This window comes from Pedobacter sp. GSP4, assembly GCF_051857575.1.
Taxonomy (GTDB): domain Bacteria; phylum Bacteroidota; class Bacteroidia; order Sphingobacteriales; family Sphingobacteriaceae; genus Pedobacter.
The window spans coordinates 115,400-131,468 of the sequence record NZ_JBPZIR010000009.1; the positions used below are offsets into that span (position 1 = coordinate 115,400).

At 42.3% G+C, this 16,069-nt stretch carries 10 protein-coding genes; 9 read left to right on the top strand and 1 reads right to left on the bottom strand.

Annotation, left to right across the window (positions count from 1 at the left end):
• Positions 1 to 26 precede the first annotated feature (26 nt).
• The 4 genes from ACS5PU_RS20170 to ACS5PU_RS20185 are packed head-to-tail and all read left to right on the top strand — an operon-like array spanning position 27 to position 6,054.
• A complete protein-coding gene (locus ACS5PU_RS20170) occupies positions 27 to 722 on the top strand; it encodes an ABC transporter ATP-binding protein (protein ID WP_439460968.1) in 696 nt (231 codons plus the stop codon).
• 13 nt (positions 723 to 735) lie between these two features.
• Positions 736 to 3,240 carry a TonB-dependent siderophore receptor gene (locus ACS5PU_RS20175; RefSeq protein ID WP_439460969.1) on the top strand — a complete coding sequence of 835 codons (2,505 nt, stop codon included), beginning with the start codon at positions 736 to 738 and terminating at the stop codon, positions 3,238 to 3,240.
• Positions 3,240 to 4,688 carry a DUF3526 domain-containing protein gene (locus tag ACS5PU_RS20180; protein WP_439460970.1) on the top strand — a complete coding sequence of 483 codons (1,449 nt, stop codon included), beginning with the start codon at positions 3,240 to 3,242 and terminating at the stop codon, positions 4,686 to 4,688. Before ACS5PU_RS20175 ends, ACS5PU_RS20180 begins: the two co-directional genes overlap by 1 nt.
• A gap of 1 nt (position 4,689) precedes the next feature.
• Positions 4,690 to 6,054: a DUF3526 domain-containing protein gene (locus ACS5PU_RS20185; protein WP_439460971.1), complete on the top strand. Its 1,365-nt coding sequence runs from the start codon at positions 4,690 to 4,692 to the stop codon at positions 6,052 to 6,054.
• Positions 6,055 to 6,392: 338 nt separating this feature from the next.
• Here the strand turns inward: ACS5PU_RS20185 and ACS5PU_RS20190 are convergent, their stop codons facing one another.
• Positions 6,393 to 6,860 carry an Lrp/AsnC family transcriptional regulator gene (locus ACS5PU_RS20190; protein ID WP_439460972.1) on the bottom strand — a complete coding sequence of 156 codons (468 nt, stop codon included), beginning with the start codon at positions 6,858 to 6,860 and terminating at the stop codon, positions 6,393 to 6,395.
• Positions 6,861 to 7,056: 196 nt separating this feature from the next.
• Here ACS5PU_RS20190 and ACS5PU_RS20195 point away from each other — a divergent pair, with 196 nt between their 5' ends.
• The 5 genes from ACS5PU_RS20195 to ACS5PU_RS20215 all read left to right on the top strand — a co-directional run bounded on the left by ACS5PU_RS20195 (position 7,057) and on the right by ACS5PU_RS20215 (position 15,995).
• A complete protein-coding gene (locus ACS5PU_RS20195) occupies positions 7,057 to 8,103 on the top strand; it encodes a PLP-dependent cysteine synthase family protein (RefSeq protein WP_439460973.1) in 1,047 nt (348 codons plus the stop codon).
• Positions 8,104 to 8,124: 21 nt separating this feature from the next.
• Positions 8,125 to 8,574: a protein-disulfide reductase DsbD domain-containing protein gene (locus ACS5PU_RS20200; RefSeq protein WP_439460974.1), complete on the top strand. Its 450-nt coding sequence runs from the start codon at positions 8,125 to 8,127 to the stop codon at positions 8,572 to 8,574.
• 13 nt (positions 8,575 to 8,587) lie between these two features.
• Entirely contained in the window at positions 8,588 to 10,240 is a 1,653-nt protein-coding gene (locus tag ACS5PU_RS20205) for a protein-disulfide reductase DsbD family protein (protein ID WP_439460975.1), read from the top strand.
• 607 nt (positions 10,241 to 10,847) lie between these two features.
• On the top strand, positions 10,848 to 13,979 hold the full coding sequence (locus ACS5PU_RS20210; protein ID WP_439460976.1) for a SusC/RagA family TonB-linked outer membrane protein: 3,132 nt from the start codon (positions 10,848 to 10,850) through the stop codon (positions 13,977 to 13,979).
• Positions 13,980 to 13,997: 18 nt separating this feature from the next.
• Positions 13,998 to 15,995 (top strand): RagB/SusD family nutrient uptake outer membrane protein, encoded by a 1,998-nt coding sequence (locus ACS5PU_RS20215; RefSeq protein WP_439460977.1) that lies wholly within the window; start codon positions 13,998 to 14,000, stop codon positions 15,993 to 15,995.
• The last annotated feature ends 74 nt before the right edge of the window (positions 15,996 to 16,069 follow it).

A 16,069-nucleotide genomic window follows, 5' to 3' on the forward strand; every position in this document is an offset into this window, starting at 1 on the left:
GCACGTATAAGCCTATATTTTATATTATGCTTCAAGCAATTTCATTATCTAAAAACTACCAATCTTATCGGGCCTTAAATGCGCTAAACTTAACGGTCAACCCTGGCGAAGTATACTGTTTACTCGGTCAGAACGGTGCCGGAAAAACCACTACCATCAATTTATTCCTGGGTTTTATTGAGCCCAGTGCAGGCAAAATCTTAATTGATAATGAAGAGGTTGCGCCTCACGATCACGACCGGAGAAAGCACCTCGCCTATATTCCGGAGGTGGTAATGCTTTATGGCAATCTTTCTGCCATCGAAAACCTGGATTACTTTTCTAAACTGGCAGGTTTTAATTATGGCACCCAAAGCCTTACAGCTTTTTTAAACCAGTGTGGCTTGCAGGAAACGGCCCACCATAAAAATTTAGCAGGCTTTAGTAAGGGCATGCGCCAAAAAGTGGGCATTGCCATCGCACTGGCAAAAAATGCAAAAATTATTTTGATGGATGAGCCTACCAGTGGCTTAGACCCAAAGGCAACGGCCGAATTTACGCAGCTCGTTAAACAATTGGCGGCAGCGGGTAAATCTATCCTCATGGCTACCCACGATATTTTTAATGCCGTAAATGTTGGCTCGCACATTGGTATTATGAAACAGGGCGAACTGATCCATACGCTTAAGGCGAGCGATATTACCGCGGCCGATTTACAGGAATTATACTTACAGACCATTTAAACAATAACATTTCATGTACCCCATATATCAATTCCCTGTGCTTACCAGGGCGCTCTTTTTGCTGTTGTTCTTCAGCACCTTCAGTTTACCTGTTCTTGCGCAGTTTAAAGTGAGCGGAAAAGTTACCGATGCAGAGAACCAGGCCATTTACAAAGCCACCATTAAGTTTAAAAGCGGCAAAGATCAACTGAATACCAGCAGCGACTCTTTAGGGAATTTCGCGCTTATCCTGCCTAAAGCAACCAATTATACGCTTACTGTTACGGCAATTGGATATGCTGGTTTTAGCCAGATTTACACCATTAATAAAAACGGTATAAATATTCAAACCATTGTGCTGCAGGCCAGCAACGAGTCTCTACAAACGGTAGAAGTGATGGGCACCAACAGCAAAAAATATTATGGCAATTATTCCTTCTCGGCTACCAAAACGGCTACGTTAAATAAAGATATTCCTCAGGCAATCTCTTCTGTTTCTAAAGAACTTATTGCCGACAGGCAGGCTGCTGTACTGGCCGATGCGGTAAAGAACGTAACCAGTGTATCGCAAAGCAGCTATTACAACCAGTTCTCCATCAGGGGGATTAACCAAAATGAAGAAGGGGCCATTATTAATGGTATGCGCACCCGCCAATATTATTTTAACCAGCCCCTAACCAATAACCTGGAGCGTATAGAGGTGATAAAAGGACCTGCGAGTGCCACCTTTTCGAGTGTAGACCCTGGGGGAAGTATTAACCTGGTAACCAAAAAACCGCTGACCGAAAACCGGAAAGAAATTAGCCTCTCTGCCGGAAGTTTTAGTACGGTACGCGGTGCACTGGACTTTACCGGTCCTTTAAACACAGATAAAACTTTCCTCTACCGCCTCAACGTAGGTTACGAAGACAGTAAAAGCTTTCGCGACCTGCAATACAGAAAGGGCTATATGATTGCGCCTTCTTTCTCTTACATCCCGAACAGCCGTACCAGTTTAAACGTTGAAGTGGTCATGAACAACAGCAATTCGAGGCTGGATAGAGGTCAGGCAATTTTTGGTGCCATTGCCGGTAAAACGGATTTAAAAAGCACCCCGATCAGCTTCAATATGGGCGCCAGCAACGATCGGTTTAACAGTCAGGACTTAATGTTGATGACCAATTTCTCAAATAGTCTTACAAAAGATATTGTATTTAATGTGGCTTACATGAAACAGAACTGGACAGAAGATCTCTTGGAGCACAGAACTACAAATGCTTTTGGCGTTGACGAAAATAACCAGGCCATCCCTACCCTTGCAGCCATGCGTGCCGTTCAGCGTCAGCAAAAATGGCGTACCGATAACCTGAGCACCTATTTCAGCATGGATGCGAATACCTTTGGCTTAAACCACAAACTGGTGATTGGCTACGATAGGATCAATACGCAGAAACTGCGTGGCGGAGGCGAAAATTCGGCACAGGGCTACCGCTTAAAAGATGGTACCATTGCTACGAGGTACGACCCTTCAAAAAAAGACCTTTACCTATTTAAAACGGTGAACGGAGTAAATGCACCAGTGCCCAATGTTGAGCATTTTAATTTGGCCAATCCAAGTTATACCATCAAAAATTTAAGCGATTACGTTTTTACCAAAACTGAAATCCCGCCGGCCTACAATTTGGTTAATGCCGTATATATTCAAGATCAGCTTAAATACGACAGGCTAACTTTAACGCTGGGTTTAAGGCAGGAATGGTATGAAGATTACAGCAATTACCAACTGGCCACGGAGAAGAAGATTTACCAGCACAAATTATTGCCAAGGGCTGGAATTACCTATGCCCTAAATCCGAACATCAACCTGTACGGCACCTATTTACAGGGTTACCAACCACAGGGCAATACCTCTACCCTTGTTATTGTTCCACCGCCTGCGGGTACCAATTTTAAGCCTTTGGAGAGCGATTTAAGGGAAATTGGCGCAAAATCGGAATGGCTGAACAAAAGCTTGATGATTAACGTTTCGCTCTTCGAAATTAACCAGAAAAACCTGTTGATGAATGCCAACGATCCTTTGGATGTGAACCGGCTGATTGAACGTGGCGCACAGCGGAGCCGGGGTTTTGAACTGGAAGCTTCTGGATTTGTTAGGCCCAATTGGCAGTTTAACGCCGGCTATAGCTATGTAGATGCCATTATTAAAGATGATTTTAATGCTGAACTTATAGGTCAAAGGGTACAAAATACCCCAAAGCACAGTGCCAGTTTATGGACACGCTACAATTTTGAAATACCAAAATTAAAGGGCATTGGTTTGGGTGCAGGCTTACAGTATAGCGGCACTAAGCTTCCGCTGTATATCAGAGATTTTGTGCTTCCGGCCTACACCTTGGTTGATGCTGCCCTGTATTATTCGCCGTCCGGCAGCAAAGTACAGCTTGCCGTAAATATGAACAACCTGCTCAATAAAACCTATTGGGTTGGCGCACAGAATTATCTACGCCTCTTTCCGGGTACACCCAGGAATGTAATGTTTAACGTAACCTATAGAATATAATGTCCAATATAATTAGTACCATAGCTAAACAAACCTTTAAGGCGGCATTTAGCAATAAAGCTACGCTGGCATTAACCATATTGCTTGGCCTATCGCTCTGCATGGCCACCTATGTTGGCTGGCAGAATTTTAAAACACAGCAAAGTCAGCGGCTACATTATAAAGAATTGGTTAGGGAGCAATGGCTGGCCAAGCCAGATAAACACCCGCACCGCATGGCCCATTATGGCTACCTTGCTTTCCGCGAGAAGCACGAACTGAGTTTTTTCGATTTTGGAATAGAAAGTTTTGCCGGTGTATCAATCTTTTTAGAGGCCCACAAGCAGAATACCGTAAATTTTAGCGAAGCCGGTTTTGCCAATGGTATGCTCCGTTTTGGCGAAATTAGTGTGGCCATGGTGCTGCAGCTGCTGGTTCCGCTGCTAATTTTCTTTTTAGGCTATAACAGCATCTCGGCCGAACGTGAATCGGGCACACTGAAAATTCTTTTGTGCCAAAATGTGAGCTGGAAACAATTATTATGGGGCAAAACCCTCGGCATTATCGGCGTTTGCCTATCTATCTTTATTCCGCTTATACTGCTTACAATATTGTTGTGGGCCTCGTTAAGTCATTGGCACATCAGTACAGATTCGGGCATGCGCCTACTGCTACTGGTTTTAAGCTACACCATTTATTTTTTTGTGATTGCAGCCATTACCGTTTTGGTTTCGGCTTTTGCGCGCAGCTCTAAATCAGCACTGATTACCTTACTGGCCTGTTGGATAGGCTTTATGGTGATAATGCCCCGGATTACCCAGGCTGTTGGCGTAAAGATCCATCCCTCGCCTGCCAAGATTGCCTTTGCAGATGCTATTGATACGGATATCAGTAAACAGGGCGATAGCCATAATCCGAACGATTCGCATTATGCTGCCATTAAAGATTCGTTACTGAATGCTTATCGTGTAGATGATGTAAAAAAGCTTCCCTTTAACTATGGCGGTTATATTATGGCCGAAGGCGAAAAAATTACATCGGAAATTTACAGTAAACACCAAAAAGAGCTGAACAAAACCTTCGAAAAACAGAACAGCCTAACCACAGCAGCTGGTTTCCTGAACCTGTATTTATCGATCAAGAACATATCGATGGCTTTAACTGCATCGGATTTTAAAACCTTTGTCGATTTTCAGAACCAGGCTGAGGCTTACCGTTACAGCCTTGCCCAAAAGATGAATAAACTGCAGATCGACAAGATCAGTAACATTGCCCCGGGCGAAGCGGAAAAACCACTTGCCATTAGCAGGACCAATTGGGCACAACAGCCAGATTTTAATTACCGGTTTGATCAATTAAATGTGATTATGGGTAAGGAACTGCTGGCAATAAGCGCCCTGATTTGTTGGTTATTGGCTGCTATATTAATGCTGCAATATGCCAACAGGTGGATTAAAACGATATCTTAACATGAAAAAAAGTATATATAACCTTGAATTTAAGCTGTTTTTCAGGAACAGTTCATCATGGATTGGAATAATTGTGCTGCTGGTAACTGGTTTTGCCGGTTTATATTTCGGCAAAACCTTTATGGCCGGTCAACAAGCTGTAATTGAAAAAGCTGCGCTGCTGCAACAGAAAAATACACGAAGCAATATCGATCATTTCGGCAAAGATATTGGCCTATTATTTTATCACAATAAATTTTCGATAGCCAATGCACCAGGTAAATGGGCTGCTTTTGCCAACGGACAGCGCGATGTTAATCCCTATTTAATTTCGGTAACCATGCTTGGGCTGGAAGGACAGCTTTATGATACGGACATCAATAATCCGGTAAGCTTACTACTGGGCAATATGGATCTCAGTTTTGTATTTATCTTTTTATTTCCATTGGTAATTATTGCCTTTACCTATAACCTGCTTTCTGAGCAAAAGGAAAGTGGCATTTGGTCGCTACTAAAATCGCAAACCGATAATGCCTTTAAGGTAATATGGCGAAAATTTTTGGTAAGGGCTGCTGTTGTTTTTACGGTTGCCATACTCTTGCTGTTTAGCGCAGTGGTATACCTGCAATTGCCTATCGGTTTTACTTTCTTTTCGGTGGCAGCCTTACTTATGCTTTACCTTGCTTTCTGGTTTTCGGTTTCGTTTTTCATTATTTCTGTGGGCAGGTCGTCGAGTTTTAATGCTTCGGCACTGGTAGCAGTTTGGATATTGATCTGTATTGTAATCCCCGCTTCTTTAAACCTGTTTTTAACGCAAAAATATCCTGTACCTGAAGCACTGCAGCATGTTATTGATCAGCGCGAAGGGTACCATGAAAAATGGGATATGCCCAAAGAAGTTACCATGAAACCCTTTTTTAAGCACTACCCTGAATTGGCAAAATATCCTTTTCCACAAGAAAAAACCTTTAGCTGGTTCTGGTACTATGCCATGCAGCAAATGGGCGATGACCAGGCCAAGGAAAGCAGATTGTCCATAGAAAATAAATTGGCCTTAAGGCAGCGCTTTACTTACATTGCAGCATTTTTCTTCCCCACCATACAAACACAGCTCGGCATAAATAAAATGGCTGCTACCGACCTTGATACCCATCTGGACTTTCAACAGGCTGTAAGGCAGCGCCACGAGCAGATCCGCCTGCATTTTTATCCCAGTATTTTCCTTAATCAGGATATTGCGGGTACAGATATATTGAAGTATAAACTGGAGAAATATGTACCTCAACAAGCTCCTAATATTTGGGCCAATTTATTTTCTGTAACAGTTTTAACGGTAATTTTGATTGGTGCAACGGTTTTTAATTTTAAAAACGGTAGGGTATTTTAAATCTGTGTTGTTTAATAAATAGTGTTGTTATGGTTCGCGCTTCGCGCGGACCATTTTTTTACCACAAGACTAGGGAAATAATAACACGTTTTTTTTACTATTGAGAAGTTAAGTACATTAAGCTTTGTGTTCTTGGGGGCTGTGTGGTTATTATAGAAAGTCGTCATTCCCGCGCAGGCGGGAACCTTAAAGCATTTAGTTTTGATAATATTTACCACTAAGAAACGGGGGCCACAAAAATAAGCGTAAGTATTTTATGCCACGGAAATGTAGAAGCACCACTAAACGAGTCGCTTTCTGTTCTTGGCGTCTTTGTGGTTATAATAATTGGGAGTTCATTACAAAGGATAAGCCGTTTCGCTTTTAGGCTCAGAAAGTACAAAATAACTCTGCACGGTGGTGATATTGGGCAGCGTAGCGAGTTTATTTCTTAAAAATTCGTGGTAGGCATCCATATCCTTGGTGGCAATGCGGAGAATAAAATCGTGTGCGCCCGTCATCTGCAAACATTCCATTACTTCGCTGAACTTCGATACTTCAGTTTCAAATTCGATTAAGGTACTTGCGGTGTGCTCTTTCAACAGCACATGCGAAAAAGCGATCAGGTTTTTATTGATTTTTTTGCGGTCGAGAATAGCCACAATCTTTTTGATATACCCCTGCTCTTTTAACCTTCTTATCCGCTCGTGTATGGTAGCAATAGATTTGTGCAGCTTTAACGAAACCTCTTTGTTGGTTAACGAGGCATCATGCTGCAGTAATTTCAATATTTCTACGTCAACCTGGTCTAAATCTCCCTGTGTCATGAACCTTTATGAATTGAAAAAAAATATAACGGATGTTAAAAAAATCAGCCTAAACTGAAATAAAAACTAAATAATAGCCAAAAAAGCATAAAATTTCTGTAAAAAACAACATGTATTGACATAAAAAATTATAATACGGAGTTTTACCGAAATAAAAATCAGTTAAATTTTAGTGCTTTTTTATTTAACAACGGCCATGACAATACGAACAGCAAATCAAATCATTTCTGCTATGGAGGGTAAATTTGAACACTTATCGCTTCTGGTTGGCAATACACCAATGCTCGAACTAACCTACGTGTATAACGGCAGTACAAGCAAAATTTACGTAAAGTGCGAGCATTACAACCTAACGGGAAGTATTAAAGACAGGATGGCACTTTACACCTTAAAGAAAGCTTATGCTGAAGGTAAGATCAGCCCTGGCGATAGGATTGTTGAGGCCACAAGCGGCAATACCGGGATTGCTTTCGCAGCCATAGGCAAGGCATTGGGGCATCCGGTTACCATTATTATGCCCAACTGGTTAAGTAAAGAACGCATGGATATTATTAAAAGTCTGGGTGCCGAAATTATTCTGGTAAGCAAAGAAGAAGGCGGCTTTATTGGCAGCATTAAACTTGCCGAGCAGATGGCAGCCAGCAATCCGGCTATCTTTCTGCCACAGCAGTTCGAAAACACGGCCAATCCAGAAGCCCACGAACATACCACAGGCAAAGAAATATGGGGGCAGCTGCGCTTAAAAAACCTATCGCCCGATGCTTTTGTTGCCGGCGTAGGCACAGGCGGAACCATTATGGGTGTAGGTAATTTTTTAAGGAAACAGAATGCCGCTATCAAGATACATCCATTAGAGCCTGCAGAATCGCCAACCTTAACCACAGGCTATAAAGTGGGCAGCCACAGGATACAGGGAATTTCGGATGAGTTTATTCCACAGATTGTAAAGTTGGATAAACTGGACGAAGTGGTACAGGTTAACGATGGCGATGCAATACTGATGGCACAGAAACTGGCCGAAAAACTCGGTCTGGCAGTAGGCATATCATCAGGTGCCAACGTAATCGGCGCCATTAAACAACAGCAGATAATGGGCAAAGACAGCTGTGTGGTTACCATATTCTCTGACAGCAACAAGAAATACCTGAGCACCGATTTAATGAAAACAGAGCCTGTTAAAGCAGGCTATATCACACCAGCGGTAGATTTTATTGACTACCAAGCCTTTAGCAGATTACATTAATAACAACCAATAAACCACAACATGAAAAAAACCATTTTTCTATTCTGTACTGTATGCCTCATTAACCTTACGGTATACAGCCAGATTTTAAAACCTGTAACCTGGAGTTACGCAGCCAAAAAAACAGGACCAAATACGGCTACAGTATTTATTAAAGCCACGGTAGATCAGGGCTGGCACCTGTATTCGCAATTTGTTAAAGATGGCGGTCCGGTTAAAACAACCTTTACTTTCCCATCATCGGCCACTTATAGCCTGGTTGGAAAAACCATTGAGCCAAAGGCGATTACCAAATTCGAATCAACCTTTAAAATGGATGTAAGCTATTTCGAAAAATCGGTGGTATTTCAGCAAAAAATCAAACTTAAAGGCAAAACGGCAACCGTTAAGGGCAGTGTAGAGTTTATGGTGTGCGATGATAAACAATGTTTGCCACCAGAGCAGGTAGATTTTAGTGTTCCGGTAAAATAAGCGAAAAGAGCATATGATATCCTTTAAAAAAATCTGTATCGGGTTGCTGTTCTGCTGTGCCTTATCATTAAGTGGTTACGCCCAAGACAGCACCAGTACCGATGAGCTTGTTTTTACCGAAATTAAGCCAGATGCGGCAGTTGACAGCACCATAAAAAAAACTGATTCGAGTGCCCAGGTTACCCCAGCAACAACTGTAGCTGCCAGTAAGGTTACCGCTCCACAAAAAGAAGCGCAAAAAACCCTGTGGGGAATTTTTATTGCAGGTTTTGTGGGTGGTCTTGCAGCCCTGTTAATGCCCTGCATTTTCCCGATGCTGCCTTTAACGGTAAGTTTTTTTACCAAAGGCTCAGAAAAAGGAAAGGCTTTTAGGCGCGCAGCGCTGTATGGCTTGTTCATCATCCTCATTTATGTGGTACTTGGGCTTTTGGTAACCGTAATTTTTGGTGCAGATGCGCTGAACAGCCTTTCTACAAACGGTATATTTAATTTCTTTTTCTTTCTGTTACTGGTTGTTTTTGCCGCTTCATTTTTAGGTGCTTTCGAAATTACCCTGCCCTCTTCGTGGGTAAATAAAATGGATGCCAATTCGGACAAGGGCGGCACTGCCGGACTGTTTTTTATGGCCGGTACGCTGGCACTGGTATCTTTTTCGTGCACAGGCCCAATTATTGGCACTTTACTGGTACAGGCGTCAACAACGGGTGCCCTTTTAGGTCCTGCCATAGGCATGTTTGGCTTTTCTTTAGCTTTGGCTATTCCCTTTGCCCTATTTGCACTATTTCCATCGGCAATGAATAAACTGCCAAAATCTGGTGGCTGGTTAAACAGTGTTAAGGTAGTTTTGGGTTTCCTTGAGCTGGCTTTTGCGTTAAAATTTTTAAGCAATGTAGATCTGGCCTACCACTGGGAATGGTTTGACAGGGAAATATTCTTAGCCCTCTGGATCGTGATTTTCGGCATGATGGGCATTTACCTTTTGGGTAAACTTAAGTTTTTTCACGATAGTGCGCTGGCTTTTATTTCTGTACCAAGGCTTTTCCTGGCCACTGTGGTACTCGCCTTTACGGTTTATTTAATTCCGGGAATGTGGGGAGCGCCTTTACGCAGTGTGTCGGCTTTTCTTCCACCCCAGGAAACGCAGGATTTCGACCTCTACACCACCACATTATTGGCCGGAAAACAGTCAGCAGCCAACGATGGCCCGCATAAATATGCCGATAAATTCCATGCCCCTTTAAAACTGGATGCTTATTTCGATTATAACGAAGGCCTTGCAGCAGCCAAAAGGCAGAACAAGCCTGTGCTGATCGATTTTACGGGACATGCCTGCGTTAACTGCAGAAAAATGGAAGCCAATGTTTGGCCTGATAAAGAGGTGTACAAAATGATCAGCAACGATTACATACTGATCCAATTGTATGTAGATGATAAATCGGAACTGGATGCAGCAGATGTGGTAGTTACCCCAGAAGGCAAAAAACTGAATACCATTGCCAAAAAGTGGAGCGATTTACAGGCCAGAAAGTTCCAGTCTAATTCGCAGCCTTTTTATGTACTGCTCGATCCAAAAACAGAAACATTACTGGCACCGCCACAAGGTGCAGATTACGAAATAGCCAACTATAAAAAATTCTTGGAAAGTGGTTTAAAAGCTTACCAATAAATAAGGTATTGTGGTTTAGAAGATCCACTAGTTTTAGTTAATGACTCATGGGCAGGCCGGATGGTCTGTCCTTGTTATTTAACATTTTTCTTCGGCAATACCCATCTCTTTCTTCCTCATTTAAACCCTTCCTTTATAATTTTTATTTATTCTATACCCACCTACAGGATGGAACAGGATGGATTACCGGAATAAAAGTTATAATCTCGTATAACCAAATATAATCCAATCAGTAAAAAAAATAATCTACAACCTATATGAGCAGGAAAACAAATCACTTTAAATGCAACCGTTTGCACAAATTACGATAATACCAAGCCCTTCAATTGCTTGGTAGGCAATAATGATCTACATAAGTAAGGGGCTTAACTGTTGCAAATATTAAAAAACTAACTAATTCTTCATTACGCTAAGGCCCAAACATTAAATACAAGGGCAATAGCTAGATCATACGCGCTTCAAAACAGATAGCCCTACCCATCTGATAGGCTGTTTGGCTAAATAACCAAATATTTACAAATCCAATAAAATTATGGGTCCTAATTTTTATCCAGAAAATCTAAAGCGACGAAAAGGCTCTTCGTGCAAAAAAATCTTGATTACCGGTATGTCTGCTTTAAGTTTACTCTGTACAGCCAACATGGCCAAGGCCGAATCCAATGATTGGAAAGTAGCTTCTTTTACAGTGGGTACAAATACCTTAACACGTAAACTGGATGTGAACCTCAAAGGAAAAATTGTTGATGAAAAAGGCGAAACTTTAGTTGGCGTAAGCATTAAGTTAAAAGGCACAACCATAGTAGCCTCTACTGATGCCAGTGGTGCTTTTTCAATTAATATCCCATCAACGGTCAGTAATCCGGTTTTAGTGGTTTCGTACATTGGTTACACCACGCAAGAGGTACCTGTTAATGGAAAAACCACCATCAGCATACAGCTCAAAAGTGCCACAAATGATTTAGACGAGGTTGTAGTAGTGGGTTACAACACGGTTAAAAAGAGCGATTTAACAGGCGCTGTGGTAAGTGTTGGCGCCAAAGAAATCAGATCTAGGCCGGTAACCAATGCGCTGCAGGCCATGCAGGGCAAAGCGGCCGGTGTAGATATTACTTCAAATGAACGCCCAGGTCAGGTTGGCGATATTAAAATACGTGGTCTCCGCTCATTAAAAGCCAGTAATTCGCCATTATTTGTGGTAGATGGAATTCCGTTACAGGCCGGTGGTATCGACGCCATTAACCCAAATGATATCGAAAATATCGATGTATTAAAGGATGCTTCGGCAACAGCTATTTACGGTTCGCGCGGAGCGAATGGTGTAGTACTCGTAACCACCAAAAAAGGTAAAACGGGCAGGTTAACAATGGATTATGTAGGTACGGCCACCATCGAAACCTTAAACGATAGAATGGACATGATGAACTCGGCACAATATATCGAGTTCCGCCGCGATGCATTTAGGGCATTACCTGCAACAGATGTTCGGAAATACCCAACCGTACCCACTTTAGCCAAAGACCGGGAAATTTTTGCAGGAGACCCTTATGTGCTTGAAAATATAGAAAAAGGTTGGGCAAATGGTGTATATGACGGCAGCTTGGTTCCAACTACCGATTGGGGCGATCTGGTAACCCGGACCGGAATTACACAAGATCATGTTTTAAGTGTAAGCGGCGGTACCGATAAAATAAAGGCTTACGGCTCATTCGGTTACTTAAATCAAACCGGCACACAGCTGGGACAGGATTTTGAACGTTACAGCGGTAAATTAAGTGTAGAAATTAACCCGGTTAAGTGGTTTAAAATGGGGCTTAATGTAACCGCAACCTACGGACTTCAAAACTATGGTTTCGTTGCCGCAAGTGCTTCGGGTGCAGGCAATATATATGCAGCTGCCAGGGGAATGCTGCCAATGGCGATCCCTTACGATCCGAATGGCAACCGGATTAACCTGCCGGGCGGTGATATCAATATCCAGAACCCAATTCTGGAAGCTGATTATAACATCAATTTACGCAAAACATTAAGAACCCTGGGTTCGGCCTTTGCTGAAGTTAACATTTTAAAAGGATTAAAATACCGCATCAACTTCGGCCCTGATTTCTCGAATTTCTATAACGGAAAATACCAGGATGCAAAATCTGTAAACCGCGATGCAGGTATACCGGGTTCGGTTAACAACTATGCACAGCTAAACCAGAGCAATAAATTTGCTTACACACTCGATCATTTATTATACTACGATAAAACCATTAATAAACACAGCTTTGGGGTAACCTTATTGCAAAGTTCGTCGCTGTTCCAGGATGAATCTTCATCATTAACAGGTAGTAAAATCAATTTAATTGCGCCGCTTTGGTATGGATTAAGGGCCGGAAGTATTACCGCTTTGGATGGATTTGACACTGATTTTAGAAAATCTACACTCGAATCGTACATGGCCAGGGTAAACTATAGTTTTGATAACAAGTACCTGTTAACCGCATCTATCCGTTCGGATGGGGCATCGCAACTGGCTGAAGGCAACAAATGGGATTTTTTCCCTTCGGCAGCATTGGCCTGGCGTATTGATCAGGAAGATTTCATGAAAAACATCAAATGGGTAAGTCAATTGAAATTACGCATTGGTGTGGGAAGTACGGGTAACTCTTCAGTAGATATCGGCAGTACATTAGGGCTTTTACAACCGCTCACTTATACTTTCGGTAGTGCAGCACAAATAGGCTATGTAGCTTCTGATGCTTCTTTAGCCAACCCAATTTCTTTCCCGAATAAACTGTTGGGCTGGGAAAAAACACAGCAATATAACTTAGGACTGGATTTCGACCTTTTTAAAGGAAGGATCAACGGTTCATTAGATCTCTATAAATCTAAAACAACAGATTTAATCCTGCTCAAAAAAATCAACATCATTAATGGTTACCCAACCTCTTTCGATAATATTGGTTCGACCAAAAACAAAGGACTGGATTTAACCATCAACTCAGTCAATGTGAGATCGAAAGATTTTAGCTGGGAATCTACCCTGAATTTCTCTACCAGCAGGGATGAAATTGTACAACTGAATGGTGGCGACATGGTTGCCGACCTTTTCTTTCTCGGAAACGGGATCAGCGTAGCCTATGATTATGTTAAAGACGGCATTTGGCAAGATACTCCTGAGGATAAGATACTCCGCGATAAGTTTAGCGCAAATGGACAAACTTTCTTACCGGGAAGTATTAAAATAAGGGATTTGAACGGCGACTTTAAAATTGATGCGAATAACGACCGACAGGTATTAGGGCGTTACACCCCAAGCTGGACGGGCGGTATCACAAACACCTTTAATTACAAAGGTTTTGATCTTTCTGTTTTTATCATTGCACGCTATAATTTCTTAATTGCAACAGGCGCAGAATCCTTACAGGGCCGTTTTGCACAACGTGTATTGGATTACTGGACGCCAAGCAACCCAACCAACGATTATCCGGCGCCCAACTACGGCAGTGCAGCTGGCGATCAGTTTAAAAGTGCAATGAACTATCAGGATGGTTCTTTTATCAAAGTTAGAAATATATCATTAGGCTATAATTTTGCAGAAAATATCGCTAAAAAATTAACACTTTCAAGGTTAAGGGTTTATGCACAGATGATTAACCCAGGATTGATTTATTCGAAAGTTAAGTGGATTGATCCTGATTTGGGTGGCTCTACATTTAACAGAGGTGTTGTATTTGGCATTAACGCCAGTTTCTAAGGAATTAAAATATTGATTATGAAAAAGTTTATAAATATAATATCAGGTGTGGCATTGCTAGGCAGCTTAATGATTGTGCCTACATCCTGTAAAAAAAGTTTTCTGGATGAAGAAGTGATCAACTCGCGCAATACATCCGATTTTCAAAAAACAGAGGGATTAGATGGCTTGGTTATCGGGATGTACCAGAGTTTAAAATTTCACTTTAACTATACCTGGGCCTATACAAGCACCAATTACGGAGTAGATGAATTTACCGTGGGCGGCGATAGAACTGAACAGATGTGGAATTCTTACGATGGAACCTTAAATTCGTTTAATGTAGATGTACAGGCAGTTTTTGATAACATGTACACCAATATCAACTCGGCCAATATTGTAATTAAGAATGTACCCATTTATTATACCGGTGCCAATAAAAATACCCGTTTGGGCGAAGGTTACTTTATGCGTGCCTTCGATTATTTTAAACTGGTTAAACAGTATGGTGGCGTGCCCTTGCAGCTCGAATCGTTAGAAACCATTAAAGATGAATTTACCAGAAACTCGGCCAAGGAAGTATACGAACAGGTGATCCAGGATTTTACGCAGGCCTATAACCTGTTACCTACAGTACCGGCAGAAAGAGGCAGGATTACCAAATGGGCAGCTGCACACTTTTTGGCCAAAGCCTACCTTTTCCGCGCCAGCGAAATCAACAATGAATGGAACAGCGAAACCAAAACAGCCGATTTACAAAATGCCATTAAATATGCCGACCTGGTAATTGGCAGTGGACAGCACAGTTTGGCTACCAACTACAGCGACCTGTGGAACTTTACCTCAGTTGATGGTGCCAACGAAACCAACAAAGAGGTTATTCTGGCGGCGCAATTTTCGAACAACACCGCAACACAGGGAAGATATGGCAACCAGATCCATCTTTATTATCCATCGGTTTATCAAACCCTGCCAGGTATGATCCGCGACATTGCCGGAGGAAGGGAGTTTCAGCGTTTGAGATCTACAGATTATGCTTTAGATGTTTTTGACCGCGTTAACGATTCGAGGTTCTGGAAAAGTTTTAAAACACGTTACGTTTCCAATAATGCGGCCAGTATACCGAAATGGGTGAAAGGCAGTGCCCCAAGCCCGGCACAGGAGGGACAGCCAAAATTTGCGGTTGGCGAAGAAGCCGTTTTATATATTGTTAACAATGCCGGCGATACCCGCTATACGCCTATTGTACCTAACGCCGACCCGGCTTTACCAACTGATATTGCCCGCCGCAAACCTTCTATGTTTGTGCGGTATTTTGCTGGTCAACCGCAGAGTTATTTAAACAGCCATGGCAATTACGGGGTGAGCCAGTATGTAGCCCTATCTAAATTTATGGATGGCTCCAGGAACTTGGTGGCTTCACAATTTGGCCAGCGCGATGGTATTTTGGCCCGCCTTGCCGAAACGTATTTGATTGCAGCAGAAGCTTATGGCCGCTTAGGTCAGTATGCGCAGGCTATTCCTTACCTAAACAGTGTACGCGATCGTGCCGCCTATAAAGAAGGCGAAGACCGTTCTGCTTATGTAGACGGTGGAATTGCATATAAAACCAATCCGGCAGTAACTTCGGCCATTGTTTCGTACTCGGATAAAAACACCTATTTCGAATCGAACAATATTCCCGTTACCACAGTAAACACCCTAAGTTCCATGCACCTGAATAGTGAAGCCGATATTTTTAACTCCACCAAAGACTTTTACGATAAGGTTGGGGCAAGTTCTAATGCCGATAAATTTAATGCCTTTATTTTGGATGAACGCTCAAGGGAGCTAATGGGCGAACTGATGCGCTGGGAAGACCTGGCCCGGACCAAAACATTAGTGGCCCGTACGGCTGCATTTAACCTCGAGGCCAAACCTATTGAGGGCAAACATTACCTGCGCCCAATACCTCAAAGTTTCTTGGATGTACTGAAAATTAACGGAGAACCTTTAACAGCTGCACAGAAGCAGTCCTTTCAAAACCCAGGCTGGTAGTTAGCCTAAGTAAATAACTTTAGCGGCGTTTAACTCATCAAATAATAGGTTAAACGCCGCTTTTTTTTTACTAG

What these genes read in the sequence shown, in the direction of transcription:
- ACS5PU_RS20210 (WP_439460976.1), top strand. Translation starts at nt 10,848, where the DNA reads ATGTCTGCTTTAAGTTTACTCTGTACAGCCAACATGGCCAAGGCCGAA.
- ACS5PU_RS20175 (WP_439460969.1), top strand. Translation starts at nt 736, where the DNA reads ATGTACCCCATATATCAATTCCCTGTGCTTACCAGGGCGCTCTTTTTG.
- ACS5PU_RS20205 (WP_439460975.1), top strand. Translation starts at nt 8,588, where the DNA reads ATGATATCCTTTAAAAAAATCTGTATCGGGTTGCTGTTCTGCTGTGCC.
- ACS5PU_RS20180 (WP_439460970.1), top strand. Translation starts at nt 3,240, where the DNA reads ATGTCCAATATAATTAGTACCATAGCTAAACAAACCTTTAAGGCGGCA.
- ACS5PU_RS20190 (WP_439460972.1), bottom strand. Translation starts at nt 6,860, where the DNA reads ATGACACAGGGAGATTTAGACCAGGTTGACGTAGAAATATTGAAATTA.
- ACS5PU_RS20195 (WP_439460973.1), top strand. Translation starts at nt 7,057, where the DNA reads ATGACAATACGAACAGCAAATCAAATCATTTCTGCTATGGAGGGTAAA.
- ACS5PU_RS20215 (WP_439460977.1), top strand. Translation starts at nt 13,998, where the DNA reads ATGAAAAAGTTTATAAATATAATATCAGGTGTGGCATTGCTAGGCAGC.
- ACS5PU_RS20185 (WP_439460971.1), top strand. Translation starts at nt 4,690, where the DNA reads ATGAAAAAAAGTATATATAACCTTGAATTTAAGCTGTTTTTCAGGAAC.
- ACS5PU_RS20170 (WP_439460968.1), top strand. Translation starts at nt 27, where the DNA reads ATGCTTCAAGCAATTTCATTATCTAAAAACTACCAATCTTATCGGGCC.
- ACS5PU_RS20200 (WP_439460974.1), top strand. Translation starts at nt 8,125, where the DNA reads ATGAAAAAAACCATTTTTCTATTCTGTACTGTATGCCTCATTAACCTT.